The sequence below is a fragment of the Cyanobacterium sp. IPPAS B-1200 genome (assembly GCF_001747005.2).
In the GTDB taxonomy this organism is placed as follows: Bacteria; Cyanobacteriota; Cyanobacteriia; order Cyanobacteriales; family Cyanobacteriaceae; genus Cyanobacterium.
This window is the reverse complement of sequence record NZ_CP182899.1, coordinates 1,632,085-1,648,919: the sequence shown is the minus strand read 5'-3', so window position 1 is coordinate 1,648,919 and position 16,835 is coordinate 1,632,085. Positions and strand designations below refer to the sequence as shown.

Below are 16,835 nucleotides of genomic sequence, written 5' to 3'. Positions count from 1 at the left end.
TAAATTTAAAAAGTTAATTTCGGCTAAAAAAGAAATAGAATATAACATTAATGAAAAGACTATTAATAACGCTAAAATTATAAAAGGTACAGCAACAGACTTAAATTTCATAGCTGATGAAAGTATCGATTATATTTATACCGACCCACCCTATGGCAAAAAACTTCGCTACTTAGACTTATCAATAATGTGGAATGCGTGGCTAGATTTAGAAGTAACAGAAGAAGATAAAAAATTAGAAGCAATCGAAGGAGGAGAACGGAAAAAAAGTAAACAAGAATATAATCAATTAATCGCAGAAAGCATCAAAGAAATGTATCGAGTGTTAAAATTTGATCGCTGGTTATCATTTGTTTTTGCGCACAAAGACCCAGAATTTTGGCATTTAATTCTCGATACTGCCGAGAATTGCGGTTTTGAATATATCGGCGCAGTGCCACAAAAAAACGGACAAACTAGCTTCAAAAAACGTCAAAATCCCTTCACAGTTTTATCAGGTCAACTAATCATTAACTTTCGAAAAGTGCACACTCCAAAAGCAGTTATGAAAGCTAATTTAGGTATGGATATGGCAGAAATTATTATTCAAACTATTGAAGGCATAATTGCCAAAAATGATGGAGCGACTTTAGAGCAAATTAATGATGAATTAATTATTAAGGGTTTAGAATTGGGCTTTTTAGATTTATTGGCAAAAGAATATTCAGACCTAACACCAATTTTATTAGAAAATTTTGATTATGATGATAAAACAGAATTATATACTATTAAAAATAATAGTAAATTTAAGTCACATATTGACGTTAAACTGCGAATCAAATATTATTTAATCAGTTATTTAAGAAGAATGGAAAGAGAAAAGAAAAAACCGACTTTTGATGAAATTGTCTTGAATATTTTACCATTATTAAAAAATGGTACAACTCCCGAAAACCAGACAATTTCAACAGTCTTAGAAGACATTGCCGATAAAGTGGGGGAAAATAGTTGGCGCTTGAAACAAAAAGAAGGACAACAATTAAATTTATTTTAAAATGAGGAGAAATAACTCTTTGATATAGTTTTCCTAAAAAAATGAATGGGCAAAATTAGTTCGTGAGAAAATAGCCTATGGACTTGTTAGCACCATAGATTATTTTGATCGCCCTTAAATAAGCTAAAGTAGTTAATATATATAACTTATAGAAGCAATAATAAATAAATAACTACTCCATGAAAAGCCTATTTTTAGAAAGACTCCATAGCGGAACATCCCAAAACGGATCTAAGGGCGATCGCCCCATGCTAGTATTTGATGATGCCATGGATACAAGTCTTCATACCATGGAATAAGCTATTATCAGAGTAAAGATTGAATGTTGAATAATGCAAATAATTGATCATCGTCACCTCAAAGAAAATTTAACTACCGTTATCGATGAAATTAGTGAAAAACATCAACCCGTATGTCTTCAACTATCCGACTCTGTAAAGGCGATCGTACTTTCGGAAGAAGATTACAATAGCATGGTAGAAACATTATATTTGTTAAGTAATCCAGTCAACGCAGAAAAATTACTACAAGCTGTGAATCGTACTCCAGACTCCGCTACCCCATGGCAACAAGTCAAAAATGAATTAATGGGATGAGAAATATTTTACTGGATATACAAGCCGTGGAAGATTTGAAATGGTGGATTCAACAAGATAAACGAATTGCTTTAAAAACTATGGAATTAATTGAAACATTGCCAGACAATCCTTTTACGGGAAAAGGAAAACCTGAAATGTTACGCTTTAATCTATCAGGTTTTTGGTCAAGACGTATTACTCAAGAACATCGCCTAGTTTATGAAGTAAAAGACGACTATATCAGAGTAGTGAGTTGTCGTTATCACTATCGAAAATGAATCTAAGTCTTATCTATCTAATCATTGCCCTTAAATAAGCTAAAGTAGTTAATATATATAACTTATAGAAGCAATAATAAATAAATAACTACTCCATGAAAAGCCTATTTTTAGAAAGACTCCATAGCGGAACATCCCAAAACGGATCTAAGGGCGATCGCCCCGTGCTAGTATTAGATGGTGCCATGGGTACAAATCTACAAGTGCAAAACCTCACCGCCGAAGACTTTGGCGGGGCAGAATACGAAGGCTGTAACGAATATTTAGTCCATACCAAACCAGAAGCCGTAGAAATCGTCCATAGACAATTCCTCGAAGCAGGTGCTGATGTCATCGAAACCGACACCTTTGGGGGTACCCCCTTAGTATTAGCAGAATATGACCTCGCCGATCAATCCTATTACCTCAACAAAACCGCCACCGAATTAGCCAAAAAACTAGCCCAAGAATATTCTACCCCCGAAAAACCTCGTTTTGTGGCAGGAAGCATCGGGCCTGGAACAAAACTACCCACCCTTGGACATATCGACTACGATAGCCTAAGAGATGCCTATGTAACCCAAATCCATGGTTTGTACGATGGAGGTGCAGATTTACTATTAGTAGAAACCTGTCAAGACGTACTACAAATCAAAGCCGTCCTCAACGCCATCGAAGAAGTATTTAAAGAAAAAGGAGAAAGACTACCCCTGATGGTATCCGTCACCATGGAAACCATGGGTACCATGTTGGTAGGTACAGAAATCAGCGCCGCCCTTGCCATCCTTGAGCCTTATCCCATCGACATTTTAGGGCTAAACTGTGCCACAGGCCCAGACTTGATGAAACCTCACATCAAATATTTAAGCGAAAATTCTCCCTTCATCGTCTCCTGTGTGCCAAACGCTGGTTTACCTGAGAATGTGGGCGGACAAGCGCACTACAAACTATCTCCCATCGAATTAAAAATGCACTTGATGCACTTTATCGAAGACTTGGGAGTGCAAATAATTGGAGGTTGTTGCGGTACTCGCCCTGATCATATCAAAGCATTGGCGGAAATTGCTAGTACCCTTAAAGCAAAAGAGCGTCATTACAATTATGAGCCTTGCGCGGCTTCTATCTATGGCACTCAACCCTATCATCAAGACAACTCCTTCTTGATTGTGGGAGAAAGACTCAATGCCAGTGGCTCGAAAAAATGCCGTGATATGCTCAATGCCGAGGATTGGGATGGTTTGGTATCCCTTGCCAAAAATCAGGTAAAAGAAGGGGCGCATATCCTCGATGTTAACGTGGATTATGTAGGGCGTGACGGGGAAAAAGATATGCACGAATTGGCTTCCCGTCTAGTGAATAATGTCACCCTTCCCCTCATGTTAGACTCCACGGAATGGCAAAAAATGGAGGCAGGTTTAAAGGTGGTGGGGGGTAAATGTATCCTCAACTCCACTAACTATGAAGATGGGGAAGAAAGATTTTTTAAGGTGTTGGAATTGGCAAAACAATACGGCGCTGGGGTGGTAATTGGTACCATTGATGAGGATGGTATGGGGCGCACGGCAGACAAGAAATATGAGATTGCTAAACGGGCTTACCATGATGTGGTTAATTTTGGCATTCCTGCCCACGAAATCTTTTTTGATACCCTCGCTTTGCCTATTTCCACAGGGATTGAGGAAGACAGGGAAAATGGTAAAGCAACTATCGAATCTATCAAGCGCATTCATGCAGATTTCCCTGAATGTCATTTTATGTTGGGGGTTTCTAATATTTCCTTTGGGTTAAATCCTGCTGCCCGTCAGGTGTTAAATTCGGTGTTTCTCCACGAGGCGATGCAGGTAGGGATGGACGGTGCGATCGTTTCTCCTAATAAAATATTACCATTAGCTAAAATAGACGAAAAATCTTTAAAAATATGCACAGATTTAATCTACGATAACAGAGAATTTGATGGAGATATTTGTAGCTATGATCCATTAGGAGAATTAACTACTTTATTTCAGGGTAAAACTACCAAAAGTAATAAAAAAAATGTTGCTGATTTACCCATAGAAGAAAGATTAAAACAACATATTATTGAAGGGGAAAGAATCGGCTTAGAAGATGCTCTCAATTTAGCCCTAGAAAAATATCCTCCCCTCGATGTTATTAATGTCTTTTTGTTAGATGGAATGAAAGTTGTAGGAGAATTATTTGGTAATGGACAAATGCAATTACCTTTCGTTTTACAATCTGCTCAAACCATGAAATCTGCGGTGGCTTTCCTTGAACCTTTTATGGATAAGGCAGATAGTGATGGCAGTGGGAAAGGTACATTTTTAATTGCTACGGTGAAGGGAGATGTTCACGATATTGGTAAAAATTTAGTAGATATTATTCTTTCTAATAATGGTTATAAAGTGGTCAATATTGGTATTAAACAACCTGTAGAAAATATCATTCAAGCCTATCGAGAGTGTAATGCTGACTGTATCGCTATGAGTGGTTTGTTGGTAAAATCTACTGCTTTTATGAAAGATAATTTAGAAACTTTCAACCAAGAAGGAATTAATGTTCCTGTTATTTTGGGAGGAGCAGCCTTAACTCCTAAATTCGTCTATGAAGATTGTCAAAACGTTTATGGAGGGAAAGTGGTTTACGGTAAAGATGCCTTTGCTGATTTACATTTTATGGATAAGTTAATGCCTGCTAAAAAAAGTGAGCTGTGGGATAATTTACAGGGCTTTTTAGGAAAATTTGAGGAAGAAAATAATCTCTTTAAAGGTCGTAATTTTGATGACTCTGGAGAGGTTAAAATGGAGGAGAAAAAAGAAGAAGAAACAGAAGATATTAAGGTAGTTGATACCCGTAGAAGTGAAGCTATTGATCCTAATATTGAACGTCCTACTCCTCCTTTCTGGGGTACAAAAATTATCTATCCCAAGGAGTTTGATTTTGATGATCTTTTCTGGTATTTAGATTTACAAGCATTGTTTGCAGGGCAGTGGCAATTTCGTAAACCTCAAGGGCAAGCAAGGGAGGAATATAATGAGTTTTTAGCAGAAAAAGTACATCCTATTTTGGAGGAATGGAAGGCTAAAATAAAAGCAGAAAATTTGTTACATCCTACCCTTATCTATGGTTATTTTCCTTGTCAATCAGAGGGGAATACTTTATATATTTATAATCCTGAAAATCCAGAAGCTAAGGAAGAAATTGCTAAGTTTGATTTTCCCCGTCAAAAGTCTGGTAAACGGTTATGTATTGCCGACTTTTTCGCCTCGAAGGATTCAGGGGTAATTGATGTTTTCCCCATGCAGGCGGTAACGGTGGGCGAAATTGCCACAGAATACGCTCAAAAACTCTTTGCCAATGATGAATATACCAACTACCTCTATTATCATGGGATGGCTGTACAAACAGCGGAGGCGATGGCGGAATGGTGCCATGCGAGGATTCGTCGGGAGTTGGGTTTTGGAGATTTAGAGCCTGATAATATCAGAGAGATGTTTAAGCAACGTTATCAGGGCTCACGGTATAGTTTTGGTTATCCTGCTTGTCCTAATATGTTGGATCAATATGTGCAGTTGGATTTGTTGGATACTAAGCGTATTGATATGTATATGGATGAGTCTGAACAAATATACCCCGAACAGTCCACAAGTGCTATTATTTGTTATCATCCTGTGGCAAAGTATTTTAGTGCTTAATTTCTTAAAAAATGGTGGGCTTTTTGCTCACCCTAAAAATTACAATCCAAGATAGAGATGGAAAGATCAAAAATGTTAAATAAACACTGGGATTCTATTTTTGCTGACAAAAAAGATCATCAATTAGGTTGGTACGAAAAGGATATAAATCAAACTCTAAAATTTATTGACACAACCATTAATTTTTCAGTCTCTAATCACACTGTTTTTTTACCAGGTGCTGGAACTTCTCTTTTAGTGGATGAACTAATTATGCGAGGAGCAAATTTAGTTTTAAATGATATTAGTGAAGAAGCCTTAAATAAATTAAAAATTAGAATTAATAAAATTAGTAATGACAAAAATAAAATTCATTGGTTACATCATAACATTGCTCAACCACTACCAATAAATATTCCTTTATGTGACGTATGGATAGATAGAGCCGTACTTCATTTTTTGCTCACAGAAGATGATATTAACGGTTATTTTCAAAATTTACATTCTTTCGTTAAGTCAAAAAGCTATGTATTACTGGCGGAGTTTTCTGTTGATGGGGCGAGTAAATGTGCAGGTTTAGAATTACATCGTTATTCTTTAGAGGAAATGACTGAAAGAATGGGAATTGATTTTAAATTGTTAAATTATGAAAATTACACATTTATTAACCCTTCGGGTAATTCACGCCCTTATATATATGCTTTATTTCAAAGACAGTAATTTTTAACATTCTAAATTTATATTTTTTCAGATAAAGATTAATCCTTGAAGCTAAGTTTTGGCTATTTGATATGAAGACAAATCAAGAAAAGCAATTAATTTGTGACTGGGAAGAGTTCTGGGGTTATTGTGAGACAGTAACTCAAGGTATTATTAATAATAATAAATCTTATACTCAGGCGATCGCCATTATACGAGGAGGGTATTATTTAGGAGATTATATTTCTCGCCGTCTCAATATACCTTTAGGAGTCATTGCTACCAAAAGTTACTCTGACGTTAACCATAAACAACAAAAATTGACCATCGGAGAATTTTCGTGGGTAGAAAAGCCCTGTGGTAAAATCTTATTAGTTGATGACTTGGTGGATAGTGGTGTCACCCTAAAAGCCATCAAAGAAAAACTAATTCAAGAATATAAAGTGGAAGTAGATACAGCGGTGATTTGGCAAAAATCCCATAGTCAATTTACCCCAGACTACTATCATAGTATTACTCCTTCAGACTCTTGGATTATCCAACCCTTTGAAAATTAATTGCAATTTTAAATCTCGGTTAACAATAGCATTTTTTATTTTGATCACTGCTCGTAAATTTTAATCATAAATTAATATAAATGACTTTGAAGGCAATTTTATTCGATTTTAGTGGTGTTATCATTAATGACGAAAATATTCATCGTCAATTGATTAATGATTTATTAATAGGTGAAAATTTAAGACCTTCAGGGGATGATTATTATAATTTATGTTTTGGTAGGTGCGATCGTTTTTGCCTAAAAGATATACTAGAAAAAAAAGGACGTGTCGTTAGTAGTGATTATTTGGATAGATTGTCCATCAAAAAAGCTCAGGACTATCGTTTAATGATTGAGGGCATGGAAACAATCCCTCTCTATGAAACCGTCATCGGCTTTATTCGTCAGATGCCTGAAAAATGCTTACATCTTGCCCTCGTCACAGGAGCTTCTAAGGATGAGGTAGAGTTTATATTGGATAGAGCAAAAATAGCAGAATATTTTGATGTTATTGTTACGGGGGAAGATGTCAAAGCCCGTCAACCTCAGCCCGATGCTTATCTTTTAGCGATGTATAAGTTAAACGCAAAATATCCTGATTTACAATTAAAACCTAACAACTGCTTGGTAATAGAAGATACTCCCGCAGGAATTGAAGGGGCAAAAAAAGCTCAAATGCAGGTGGTTGGTATTACCCATACTTATCCTTTCCATATGCTTCACCGTAAGGCTGATTGGTGTGTTGATTATCTAGCAGAGTTAGACTTAGATTTAGTTAGTCAGGTATTAGCACGAGATTGATTTTTGATCTATACTTGTATATGGTTTCGATCTGGGGCATTAGCTCATTTGGTAGAGTGCTGCGATCGCACCGCAGAGGTGAGGGGTTCGATTCCCCTATGCTCCATAAAAATAACAGAAAAAAACCCGATGGATAGTCGGGTTCAGTTTTTTATCATCATGAATTAATAAGAATTTATTTAATTTAAATGAGAATTAAATATGCTCAACATCACAAGTGAGAGGGCAAGAAGCATACAAAGGCAATATTTGTTGATTGATTTCACTGTCATGGAGCCAACCAAGCCATCTTACGTCACGAGGATCAATTCCTTTCAAGGTTAATAGTAAAGAACTAAGAAGAATTGTTACTGCCATAGATCCTAAAATACTGCCTGTTACTACTAAAATAGCGCTGGCTGGTAAAATTGATTGTAATATAATCGCTCCTAAAATTCCCACGGTCATTAAAATGACTACCACAGGAAATCCTACAACCAAAAAGCATACTGTGAGAGTGAACGTCCAGAGTAGAAAACTTTTGGCGATCGTTACAAAATAATTATTTTGCCAACCGTCTCGTTGAGATATTTGCATTATATGGTACTCCTTCTATTTATTAAAGACAACAAAGATTTTTTTTAAACTTTACTTCTCCGATTGGAAAAGTCGGAAACTTTTAAAGTTTTTTTCTATATTGTCAGTATAAGATAACTAAAATGGAAATGAAGGTTTTTGCAATATTTTGTTACATCTTTCTCTAAAAACTGTGGTATGAAAATCGATAATTCCTTGATCCCCATTAATTTCTGGAACTTTTTTAAGTTTGAGAAGTTTAATTGTTACATTTCTTTACTTTGTAACTAATTTTTCTCAGGATTGGTCTGAAAAGTCATCCCTTTCGCCTTTACATGAACTTTACATACAAAAGTAAACACAAAAAAACTCCGTGGAATTACGGAGATGATAATTTAAAAACCATTGATTAATAACAAAAAAGACGTTGAGCCAATATTTAGCTTTTAGAGAGCTTATTTTTCTTTATCAATAAACCAACAGACATAAATCCTAAGCCTAACATCATACTTGGTTCAGGAATTTCTTTTTGCTGAATAAAGACCGTAACATTGGATAAACCTTGGGGTTGACGTTTATTGGGATCGGGATTGTTATTGACACTTACTCCTGCTGTTGCCCATTTTATTGTGCTAGGTTCAGTTACAACATCACCCCAAATAGGTGCATCCCATTTATATAAGCTGATGGCTGTTGAGGATTTCAAACTAACTACAACATTAAAGTTTCGGGTAAAAGTTAAATTATCGAATGGAAGACCCTTTTCTTTGTAATCTGCTTCAATAAAAGCATTAATTTTATCAATGTCAAATGATATACTTCCCGTTGTTCTATTTTTATCATCAGTTAAAATACTGAAACGAGAGTCAACCTCATCTTCTTTTCCTAAGTCTTGTTTTCCTAAAGAAATCCAACCTCCTGAGCCAAAAATTTTGTCCTCATTTAATAAATTAGTTGCCAAACGTTCTGGAGAATTACTATCTTGTCTTGAAGTGCTACTGTTAGAGTTATAGGCTCCTCTACAATCACTATAAGCAGGTTGAAAAACTTCCGCTGCGGCACTACAATCAAGAGCTGTTGATGATAAGCTAGCGGCTTGAACATTAGACCGATTCGCAAGGGACAAGCTTAGCCCCAAACTCAGTAAACTCGCTCCAAGTATTTGTTTATATCCTGTTTTCATTATCTTTAGTTTTGTTATTTATCAATGTCTTTGTTTACTAATTATTTTTTTATTTGTTCCCTATGACTTACCTAAGTATAAGTAAGTATAAGATTAACATTATTTTCTAAAAAAGATCAATATTTTTAAAATAAGATTTTGTAAAGTTGATTAGAAGCTTTTAGCTTTATTTTTATGGACAAAATTATTTTGAGTAAATAATAGCTATATCTAACGAATGAAGATATTTGTGTGCTGCTTAAACCTATAGCCAATGACATTAAACATTTTTCAAAATACTACTTTTTTTGACTAATAGACTATCAAATAGTTAAATAGTCTGTATTTTTTGTTAAAAGTATTTAACAATAATTCTTGATAGATTTAACATACGTACGTAATATGTTAAGAAAAGAATCTGCGGTAGGTTCATAGTAATTTTTCAGAAAAAAATGTGTAACTTGCCATTTGTTTGCTAATGTCTAAAAAATAGTCATATTACACTCATAGCGTATTAACTGAGCAAAAATACTCATGGTTGAACAATTAAATTTACTGAATCAAGGTCAAGTTATTCCCACGGCACTACATACTGAAATGGAACGCTCATATTTAGAATATGCCATGAGTGTGATTGTGGGACGGGCTTTACCTGATGTGCGGGATGGATTAAAACCTGTGCATCGGCGCATTTTGTATGCCATGTACGAATTAGGATTAAGCCCCGATCGCCCTTTTCGCAAGTGTGCAAGGGTAGTGGGGGATGTTTTAGGGAAATACCACCCCCATGGAGATCAGGCGGTGTATGATGCCATGGTACGGCTGATACAGGACTTTTCTAGTCGTTATCCCCTGTTGGCAGGTCATGGAAATTTTGGGAGTGTGGATAACGATCCAGCCGCTGCCATGCGTTACACTGAGACGAAGCTAGGGGCGATCGCCTTTGAAACCATGCTGGAAGAAGTAAACGAGTCCACGGTGGACTTTAGCTCCAATTTTGATAACTCTCAGCAAGAACCCGTGGTGTTACCTGCAAAACTGCCTATTTTGCTCCTTAACGGTTGCTCTGGCATTGCCGTAGGCATGGCAACTAATATTCCCCCCCATAACCTGAATGAAATTGTAGATGGTTTAATTGCCCTCATCGATCAACCTGATATTAGTGATGAGAAACTAATTAAATTAATCCCAGGCCCTGATTTTCCCACAGGGGGAGAAATTATTGACACCAAAGGCATAAAAGATGCCTATTCCACAGGGAAAGGTATTATTCCTGTGCGTGGACTAGCCACCATCGAAGAATTGAAAACTCAGAAAAAACGTAGTCGTACCAAAACTGCCATTATCATTACCGAGTTGCCCTTTCAGGTAAATAAAGCAGGATGGATTGAAAAGGTTGCTCATTTAGTTAATCAAGGCAAAATAAACGATATTTCCGATATACGGGATGAGAGCGATCGCACTGGGATTAGGGTAGTGATAGAATTAAAAAGAGATGCTAACCCCCAAGCCATCCTTAACCAACTTTATCGACAAACTGCCCTCCAAAGTAACTTTGGCGTAATTTTGCTTGGTTTAGTGAACAAAAAACCTTGTCAACTTTCCCTCAAAGAAATATTACAAGAATTTATACAGTTTCGAGAACAAACCCTCACCAGACAATATAACTACGAATTAGAAGATAAAGAAGATAAAACCAACCTTTTAGCAGGGTTAATCAAAGCCCTAGATAACCTAGATGTAGTTATCGACATTTTACGCCATGCCCCCGATGGCACTACTGCCAAAACTACCCTCAAATCAGCCCTCGATATTAACGATGCTCAAGCAAATTCCATCCTTGCCATGCCCCTTCGTCGTCTTACGGGGTTAGAGAGAAAGAAAATAGAGCAGGAATATCAAGATTTAGAAAGTCGTATTAATCAATTGAAAGAGTTACTAGCAGATAGAAAGGAATTTCTAAAAGCCCTCAAAAAAGAATTACGTAGTTATAAACGGAAATTTGGCGATAATCGTCGTACCAAAATTATTACCGTCACTACTCCTGAAAAGGATACTAAAACTTCTGACAGTAAAACTAAATCTCAAACTCCCGCCCTTCCTCTCATTACCAGTCAGGAATTAACCGATGATGCCGTGGTACAAATTAGTGCCAAAGGGAAAATTTATTGGCAACCCCAAAGTGCGATCGCCTCTACCCCCATGATCAAGAAAAACACTGATTTAATTACCCATCAGGAGTTAATCAAAGACAAAAAAGAAATAATCGTTATCCTCGATAGCGGAAAAGCCTATCCCCTCAGCGTCAGTGATATTCCTCGCCATCCCACCAAACAAACCATCAGCCGACTTATTTCCGAGAGTGCCACCAAAGACAACCATCAACCCATCAACTACATTACCATTACCCCCGAAAATCAACACCTCAGCCTAGTGTTACTCACCGCAGGGGGATTTATAAAACGTATTGCCATCAGTGAATTAGACAACATCGGAAATAGGGGCTTTACCCTCATCAAATTAAAACCAAAAGATAGTCTTCACTCCCTCTTTATCGCCCAAGAAGGGCAAGAATTAGTTACCGCTACCACTGGGGGGCGTTTACTTCGTCATACGGTGAATGATGACAATATGGCGATTATGGGTAAATCTGCTCAGGGTAATATTGCCGTTAAAGTGAGGTTTGGGGAGAGTATTATTGGTTCGGTATTGGTTGATAAAAAGGAAAATGTATTGTTAATTTCTGAGATGGGTTATGGAAAAATAGTTCCTATTAATAATTTACGTCCTCTTGGTACAGGTAAGGGAGGGGGTTTAGGAAATCAAAGTTTCCGTTTTAAACAAAAGGAAGATAATTTGGTGACAATGTTAGTACCCAATGACCATAAAACCGTTATTGCTACCACTGATTTAGATAAACGATTGATTATTGACGTTAATAAATTATTTAATAATGATGGTGAAAAGGCGATCGCCAAGTTAGCGGATCAAGAAAAAGTAACTTTTGCCGTTAATTGGTGGGGAAGGAGTTAATTAAATTGGGGTAACAAATCCCCACAAAAAAACCCTGCAATCAAGAGATTGTCAGGGTAAATCAAATTTTAATGCTTCCTTCTCTCTAGCGCATAAGGAAAAAATAATTTATTTATTAACTGATATTACGCACTTATTCATTATTATTCGTAACAAGGGGCTTAAGCCCCTTGCCTAATTCCTCCAGAATTGAAATAACTATATATTTTTGCGTAACATCAGTTATCAACATCTAACCTTTCTTCCAACTTAGCAATATCTAAGAGGGTTTTAAGCACAGAATCAGGGTTAAGACTAATGGAATCAATGCCTAATTCCACAAGGAAACGGGCAAATTCAGGATAATCGCTCGGTGCTTGTCCACAAATACCGATTTTACGGTTATTTTTATGGGCTTTCTCAATTACCATCCTTACCATATCCTTAACAGCCTGGTTGCGTTCGTCAAATATATGAGCGACGAGGGAAGAATCTCGATCCAATCCGAGGGTAAGTTGGGTTAAATCATTAGAACCAATGGAAAAACCATCAAAGATTTCACTAAATTGATCCGCTAAAATAACGTTACTAGGTATCTCGCACATCACGTAAACCTGTAAACCATTTTCGCCCCGTTTTAAGCCATGTTTTTCCATTTCCGCCAATACTCGACGACCTTCGTAGGGAGTGCGACAGAAAGGAATCATAGGAATCACGTTAGTTAGGCCCATGTCATCCCGTACCCGTTTAAGAGCTTTACATTCCAAGCCATAGGCATCCCGATAATTTTCGTCATAGTAACGGGAAGCACCACGCCAGCCAATCATGGGGTTTTCTTCGTGGGGTTCAAAGGTTTCCCCTCCCAAAAGGTTGGCATATTCATTGGTTTTAAAGTCCGACATTCTTACTACCACAGGATTAGGATAGAATGCCGCTGCGATCGCCCCTACCCCTTGAGCTAGTTTATCCACAAAGAAATCAGCTTTATTTTCATAACCCCTTGTCAGGTGAGTAATTTCTGCTTTTACCCCCTCATCCTTCAACTCATCAAACTTCATCAAAGCGAGGGGATGAGCCTTGATATGATTGGCAATGATAAACTCTAACCGAGCCAAACCAACCCCATCACAGGGAATAGAAGATAACTTAAACGCTTCCTCTGGGTTGCCCACATTCATCAAAATTTTAGTCTTGGTGGTGGGTAAATTATCAAGGGGAGTTTCAATGACATCAAAGGGAATTAAATCTTCATAAACTCGACCTTCTTCCCCCTCCGAACAGGATACCGTAATATCTTGACCCGTTTTGAGGGTTGCTGTGGCATCACCACAACCCACGATGGCAGGGATACCCATTTCCCGTGCAATGATTGCGGCGTGGCAGGTCCTGCCCCCTTGATTAGTAACGATCGCACTGGCTTTTTTCATAATCGGTTCCCAGTCTGGATCAGTTTTATTAGTCACTAAAACCTCCCCTTCCTTAAACTGGGCAATTTCATGGACATCGAGAATCACCCTTGCCAAACCTTGCCCAATCATTTCTCCCACCGCACGACCTCTTACCAATACATTACCACTGCCAAGAAGTTTATAATCTCTTAGTACATTACCAGCCTTGCGGGATTGTACCGTTTCGGGACGGGCTTGAACAATGAATAATTCTCCCGTTTGTCCATCCTTCGCCCACTCAATATCCATGGGGGTGAGCTGTCCCCGTTTTTCGCTGTAATGATCTTCGATAATACAAGCCCATTTTGCAAGGAGGAGGGCTTCATCATCGGTAATGGCATATTGTTCTCGTTTTGGCTCAGACACAGGCACGTTTTTCACCTGTTTACCACCGCCCAAGTCATAAACCATCTTAATTTCCTTAGAACCAAGACGCTTGTTAAGGATGGGTTTAAAACCTTGTTTGAGGGTAGGTTTAAAAACAAAAAATTCATCGGGGTTAACCGCACCTTGTACCACGTTTTCTCCTAAGCCATAGGCAGCAGTTACAAAAGCTGCATCTTTAAAGCCTGTTTCGGTATCAATACTGAACATCACTCCAGAGGATGCTAAATCAGAGCGCACCATTTTTTGCACACCCACGGAAAGGGCTACTTCAAAGTGATCAAACTTATTCATGGTACGGTAAGAAATCGCCCTATCGGTAAAGATAGAAGCAAAACATTTATGGCAGGACTCAAGAACATCTTTTACTCCATGGACATTGAGGTAAGTTTCCTGTTGCCCTGCAAAACTAGCATCGGGTAAATCTTCCGCTGTCGCAGAAGATCGCACCGCCACGTCAGTATCATAAGCACAATCCCGCTTTCTCATCTGCACTTCTTCATTTTGTTCACACAAAGCAGGATCTGCTCCATATCTTTGGCACAATTTAAAGTAAGCATTGGCGATCGCCAACTCCAACTCTTTAGGAAAAGGAGTATTTAAAACCAACGCCCTTGCCTGTTTTCCCACCGATTGCAAACTAGCGAGGTTATCCACATCCAAATCAGCAAAGATTTGACGCAACTGAGCCTCAATTCCTGCATTTTTCACAAAGTAACGATAAGCATGGGCTGTAGTGGCAAATCCAGTGGGTACATTTACCCCTTTTTTCGTCAACTGTTGAATCATTTCCCCAAGAGAGGCATTTTTGCCCCCCACCATGGGAACATCTTCAATGCCCACTTCCTCAAACCACAACACAAATTTATTTTCTTTCTCGGTTACAGAATTAATTTTTTCTGGAGCTGTGTTTACCATAATAATTGATCTCCTCTATGATTATTGCTATCTTCCAATACTTTAGAAACAGACCTATTAATTCAAAGTAACAGCATTTTTATTGATAAATAATCTAAAATAATAGTTAGTAATTAAGGCTATATTTAACAATTATTTTGAAATATTTTTTATTACTTTGATAGTTTTTATTTTTTTCTAATAAAACTCTCTAAAGTTTTCATGAAAGTTTTATCCGAAAAGTAACTGACACGTATTTATGTTTCTAATTTGACTAGAAGATTTTGTACATAGTCAATGGTTTATTTAAAAGCCTACTTTCATTAAAGCAAATAAATAATCCTTGTTATCTACTTCGACAAAAAACTTAACGTATCTTTGATTTAGTATATAGAAAATATCCTAGGTAGGATGCCTTCTCAAAGGTGTTTTTACAAGGCAGAGAAGGGGCAACTTTACAAATTTTTCCTACTAAAAAAACCCCAACCACCCTAAGATGGTTGAGGACAAGAAAAGTAGTATGTAACAAAGAGATGGATTGCGAAAAATTAGGCTTTGAAGTTTACCCAATCTTTAGGTTGTAGAAACAAGTCCGTTAATTGTGCTTCAGGACTTCCTTTTTCAGGTTGATAACCGTATTCCCAACGGGTAAGAGGAGGTAAAGACATCAAAATAGATTCTGTACGTCCATTGGTTTGTAAACCAAAAATAGTACCACGGTCATAAACCAAGTTAAACTCGACATAACGCCCACGGCGATACAGTTGGAAATTACGCTCCCTTTCACCATATTCCATGGAATTACGACGCTCTACAATGGGTAAATAAGACGGTAAGAAGGCATTGCCACAGCTTTGCACAAAGGCAAATATATCTTCCCAACTGTGATTTACTTTACCCACTTTCTGGCTATATTGATGGGCTAATCCTTGATTGTTAGAACCCCCATAAAGGCTTCCTTCGCTGTTTTGATAGTCGAAGAAAATACCCCCAATACCCCTCGCTTCCTTACGGTGTTTGAGATAAAAATATTCGTCACACCATTCCTTGAAAGCAGGATAATATTCGGAATTATGGCGATCGCACCCAGTTTTCAATGTTTTATGAAAATGAACCGCATCCTCTGCAAAAGGATAATAAGGAGTCAAATCAGCACCGCCCCCAAACCACCAAACAGGGCCAGCCTCAAAATAACGATAGTTTAAATGTACCGTAGGCACATAGGGATTGCGAGGGTGAAGCACCATGGATGTACCCGTAGCATAAAAACCATGACCAGCCCCTTCAGGACGTTGGATGAGAATAGAAGGAGGCAAAGTATCACCCCAAACCTCAGAAAAATTCACTCCCCCTTGCTCAAAAACACCCCCATCACGAATCACTCTGGTGCGTCCACCGCCCCCTTCTTCCCTTTCCCATTTATCTTCCTGAAAACGAGCTTTGCCATCGATTTCCTCCAAACCTTGACAGATTTTGTCTTGCAACTCCATCACAAACTTTTTAGCTCTTTCTCTGGAGTTGGTGGGAATATCTATTTTCTTTTGATTAGATGCTTGATTTAATACCGTGGTCATATTAGCTTTTGTCAAAAAATAGTAGTAAAGTTATTAATTACCATAAAGCGATAAATAAAACATCTGCCAGTGTTTGAAATAAAACTTTACAATTTGAATAAATGAATTAGGGTGTCATGAAACAGTGGAGTGCTGATAATAACAGCTTTAGGGACACAGAGCGACAAGGGAAAGAGTAATAGTATTTTTGGTTCCTTTTTATCTAGCAAAGCTCAAGTGCTTAAAG

At 37.5% G+C, this 16,835-nt stretch carries 12 protein-coding genes and 1 tRNA gene; 9 read left to right on the top strand and 4 right to left on the bottom strand.

Going from position 1 to position 16,835, the window contains the following annotated elements:
* Positions 1–187 precede the first annotated feature (187 nt).
* From A5482_RS07545 to A5482_RS07510, 8 genes are all read left to right on the top strand, one after another.
* A complete protein-coding gene (locus A5482_RS07545) occupies positions 188–1,033 on the top strand; it encodes a hypothetical protein (protein ID WP_242411950.1) in 846 nt (281 codons plus the stop codon).
* Positions 1,034–1,365: 332 nt separating this feature from the next.
* Positions 1,366–1,629 carry a type II toxin-antitoxin system Phd/YefM family antitoxin gene (locus A5482_RS07540; protein WP_069790945.1) on the top strand — a complete coding sequence of 88 codons (264 nt, stop codon included), beginning with the start codon at positions 1,366–1,368 and terminating at the stop codon, positions 1,627–1,629.
* Positions 1,626–1,889 (top strand): Txe/YoeB family addiction module toxin, encoded by a 264-nt coding sequence (locus A5482_RS07535; RefSeq protein WP_069790944.1) that lies wholly within the window; start codon positions 1,626–1,628, stop codon positions 1,887–1,889. Before A5482_RS07540 ends, A5482_RS07535 begins: the two co-directional genes overlap by 4 nt.
* 95 nt (positions 1,890–1,984) lie before the next feature.
* The gene (metH, locus tag A5482_RS07530; RefSeq protein WP_069790943.1) at positions 1,985–5,560 is read left to right on the top strand and encodes a methionine synthase; all 3,576 of its coding nucleotides are present in this window, start codon (positions 1,985–1,987) and stop codon (positions 5,558–5,560) included.
* 57 nt (positions 5,561–5,617) lie between these two features.
* The gene (locus A5482_RS07525; protein WP_201150063.1) at positions 5,618–6,259 is read left to right on the top strand and encodes a methyltransferase domain-containing protein; all 642 of its coding nucleotides are present in this window, start codon (positions 5,618–5,620) and stop codon (positions 6,257–6,259) included.
* 71 nt (positions 6,260–6,330) lie between these two features.
* Positions 6,331–6,795, top strand: a complete 465-nt coding sequence (locus A5482_RS07520; protein WP_069790941.1) for a phosphoribosyltransferase — start codon at positions 6,331–6,333, stop codon at positions 6,793–6,795.
* Positions 6,796–6,875: 80 nt separating this feature from the next.
* A complete protein-coding gene (locus tag A5482_RS07515) occupies positions 6,876–7,577 on the top strand; it encodes an HAD family hydrolase (RefSeq protein WP_069790940.1) in 702 nt (233 codons plus the stop codon).
* A gap of 33 nt (positions 7,578–7,610) precedes the next feature.
* Positions 7,611–7,683, top strand: a tRNA-Ala gene (locus A5482_RS07510).
* 89 nt (positions 7,684–7,772) lie between these two features.
* Here A5482_RS07510 and A5482_RS07505 read toward each other — a convergent pair.
* Both A5482_RS07505 and A5482_RS07500 read right to left on the bottom strand, forming a co-directional pair.
* Positions 7,773–8,153, bottom strand: coding sequence for a hypothetical protein (locus A5482_RS07505; protein WP_069790939.1), 381 nt, complete (start codon positions 8,151–8,153; stop codon positions 7,773–7,775).
* A 418-nt stretch (positions 8,154–8,571) separates the two neighbouring features.
* Complete coding sequence (locus A5482_RS07500) at positions 8,572–9,315, bottom strand: PEP-CTERM sorting domain-containing protein (RefSeq protein ID WP_069790938.1); 744 nt, start codon at positions 9,313–9,315, stop codon at positions 8,572–8,574.
* A 513-nt stretch (positions 9,316–9,828) separates the two neighbouring features.
* On the opposite strand from A5482_RS07500, the gene A5482_RS07495 reads away from it, so the two are divergent.
* A complete protein-coding gene (locus tag A5482_RS07495; RefSeq protein WP_446684741.1) occupies positions 9,829–12,327 on the top strand; it encodes a DNA gyrase/topoisomerase IV subunit A in 2,499 nt (832 codons plus the stop codon).
* A 218-nt stretch (positions 12,328–12,545) separates the two neighbouring features.
* On the opposite strand, the gene ppsA is transcribed toward A5482_RS07495, so the two are convergent.
* Together ppsA and hemF are read right to left on the bottom strand one after the other, a co-directional pair.
* A complete protein-coding gene (gene ppsA / locus A5482_RS07490; protein ID WP_069790936.1) occupies positions 12,546–15,056 on the bottom strand; it encodes a phosphoenolpyruvate synthase in 2,511 nt (836 codons plus the stop codon).
* A 527-nt stretch (positions 15,057–15,583) separates the two neighbouring features.
* Entirely contained in the window at positions 15,584–16,609 is a 1,026-nt protein-coding gene (hemF, locus tag A5482_RS07485; RefSeq protein ID WP_069790935.1) for an oxygen-dependent coproporphyrinogen oxidase, read from the bottom strand.
* Positions 16,610–16,835: the final 226 nt, after the last annotated feature.

Bases quoted from the DNA above. Each gene is read 5' to 3' on its own strand.
- A5482_RS07545 (WP_242411950.1), top strand. From the start codon at position 188: ATGTGGAATGCGTGGCTAGATTTAGAAGTAACAGAAGAAGATAAAAAA.
- A5482_RS07540 (WP_069790945.1), top strand. From the start codon at position 1,366: ATGCAAATAATTGATCATCGTCACCTCAAAGAAAATTTAACTACCGTT.
- A5482_RS07535 (WP_069790944.1), top strand. From the start codon at position 1,626: ATGAGAAATATTTTACTGGATATACAAGCCGTGGAAGATTTGAAATGG.
- metH (WP_069790943.1), top strand. From the start codon at position 1,985: ATGAAAAGCCTATTTTTAGAAAGACTCCATAGCGGAACATCCCAAAAC.
- A5482_RS07525 (WP_201150063.1), top strand. From the start codon at position 5,618: ATGGAAAGATCAAAAATGTTAAATAAACACTGGGATTCTATTTTTGCT.
- A5482_RS07520 (WP_069790941.1), top strand. From the start codon at position 6,331: ATGAAGACAAATCAAGAAAAGCAATTAATTTGTGACTGGGAAGAGTTC.
- A5482_RS07515 (WP_069790940.1), top strand. From the start codon at position 6,876: ATGACTTTGAAGGCAATTTTATTCGATTTTAGTGGTGTTATCATTAAT.
- A5482_RS07505 (WP_069790939.1), bottom strand. From the start codon at position 8,153: ATGCAAATATCTCAACGAGACGGTTGGCAAAATAATTATTTTGTAACG.
- A5482_RS07500 (WP_069790938.1), bottom strand. From the start codon at position 9,315: ATGAAAACAGGATATAAACAAATACTTGGAGCGAGTTTACTGAGTTTG.
- A5482_RS07495 (WP_446684741.1), top strand. From the start codon at position 9,829: ATGGTTGAACAATTAAATTTACTGAATCAAGGTCAAGTTATTCCCACG.
- ppsA (WP_069790936.1), bottom strand. From the start codon at position 15,056: ATGGTAAACACAGCTCCAGAAAAAATTAATTCTGTAACCGAGAAAGAA.
- hemF (WP_069790935.1), bottom strand. From the start codon at position 16,609: ATGACCACGGTATTAAATCAAGCATCTAATCAAAAGAAAATAGATATT.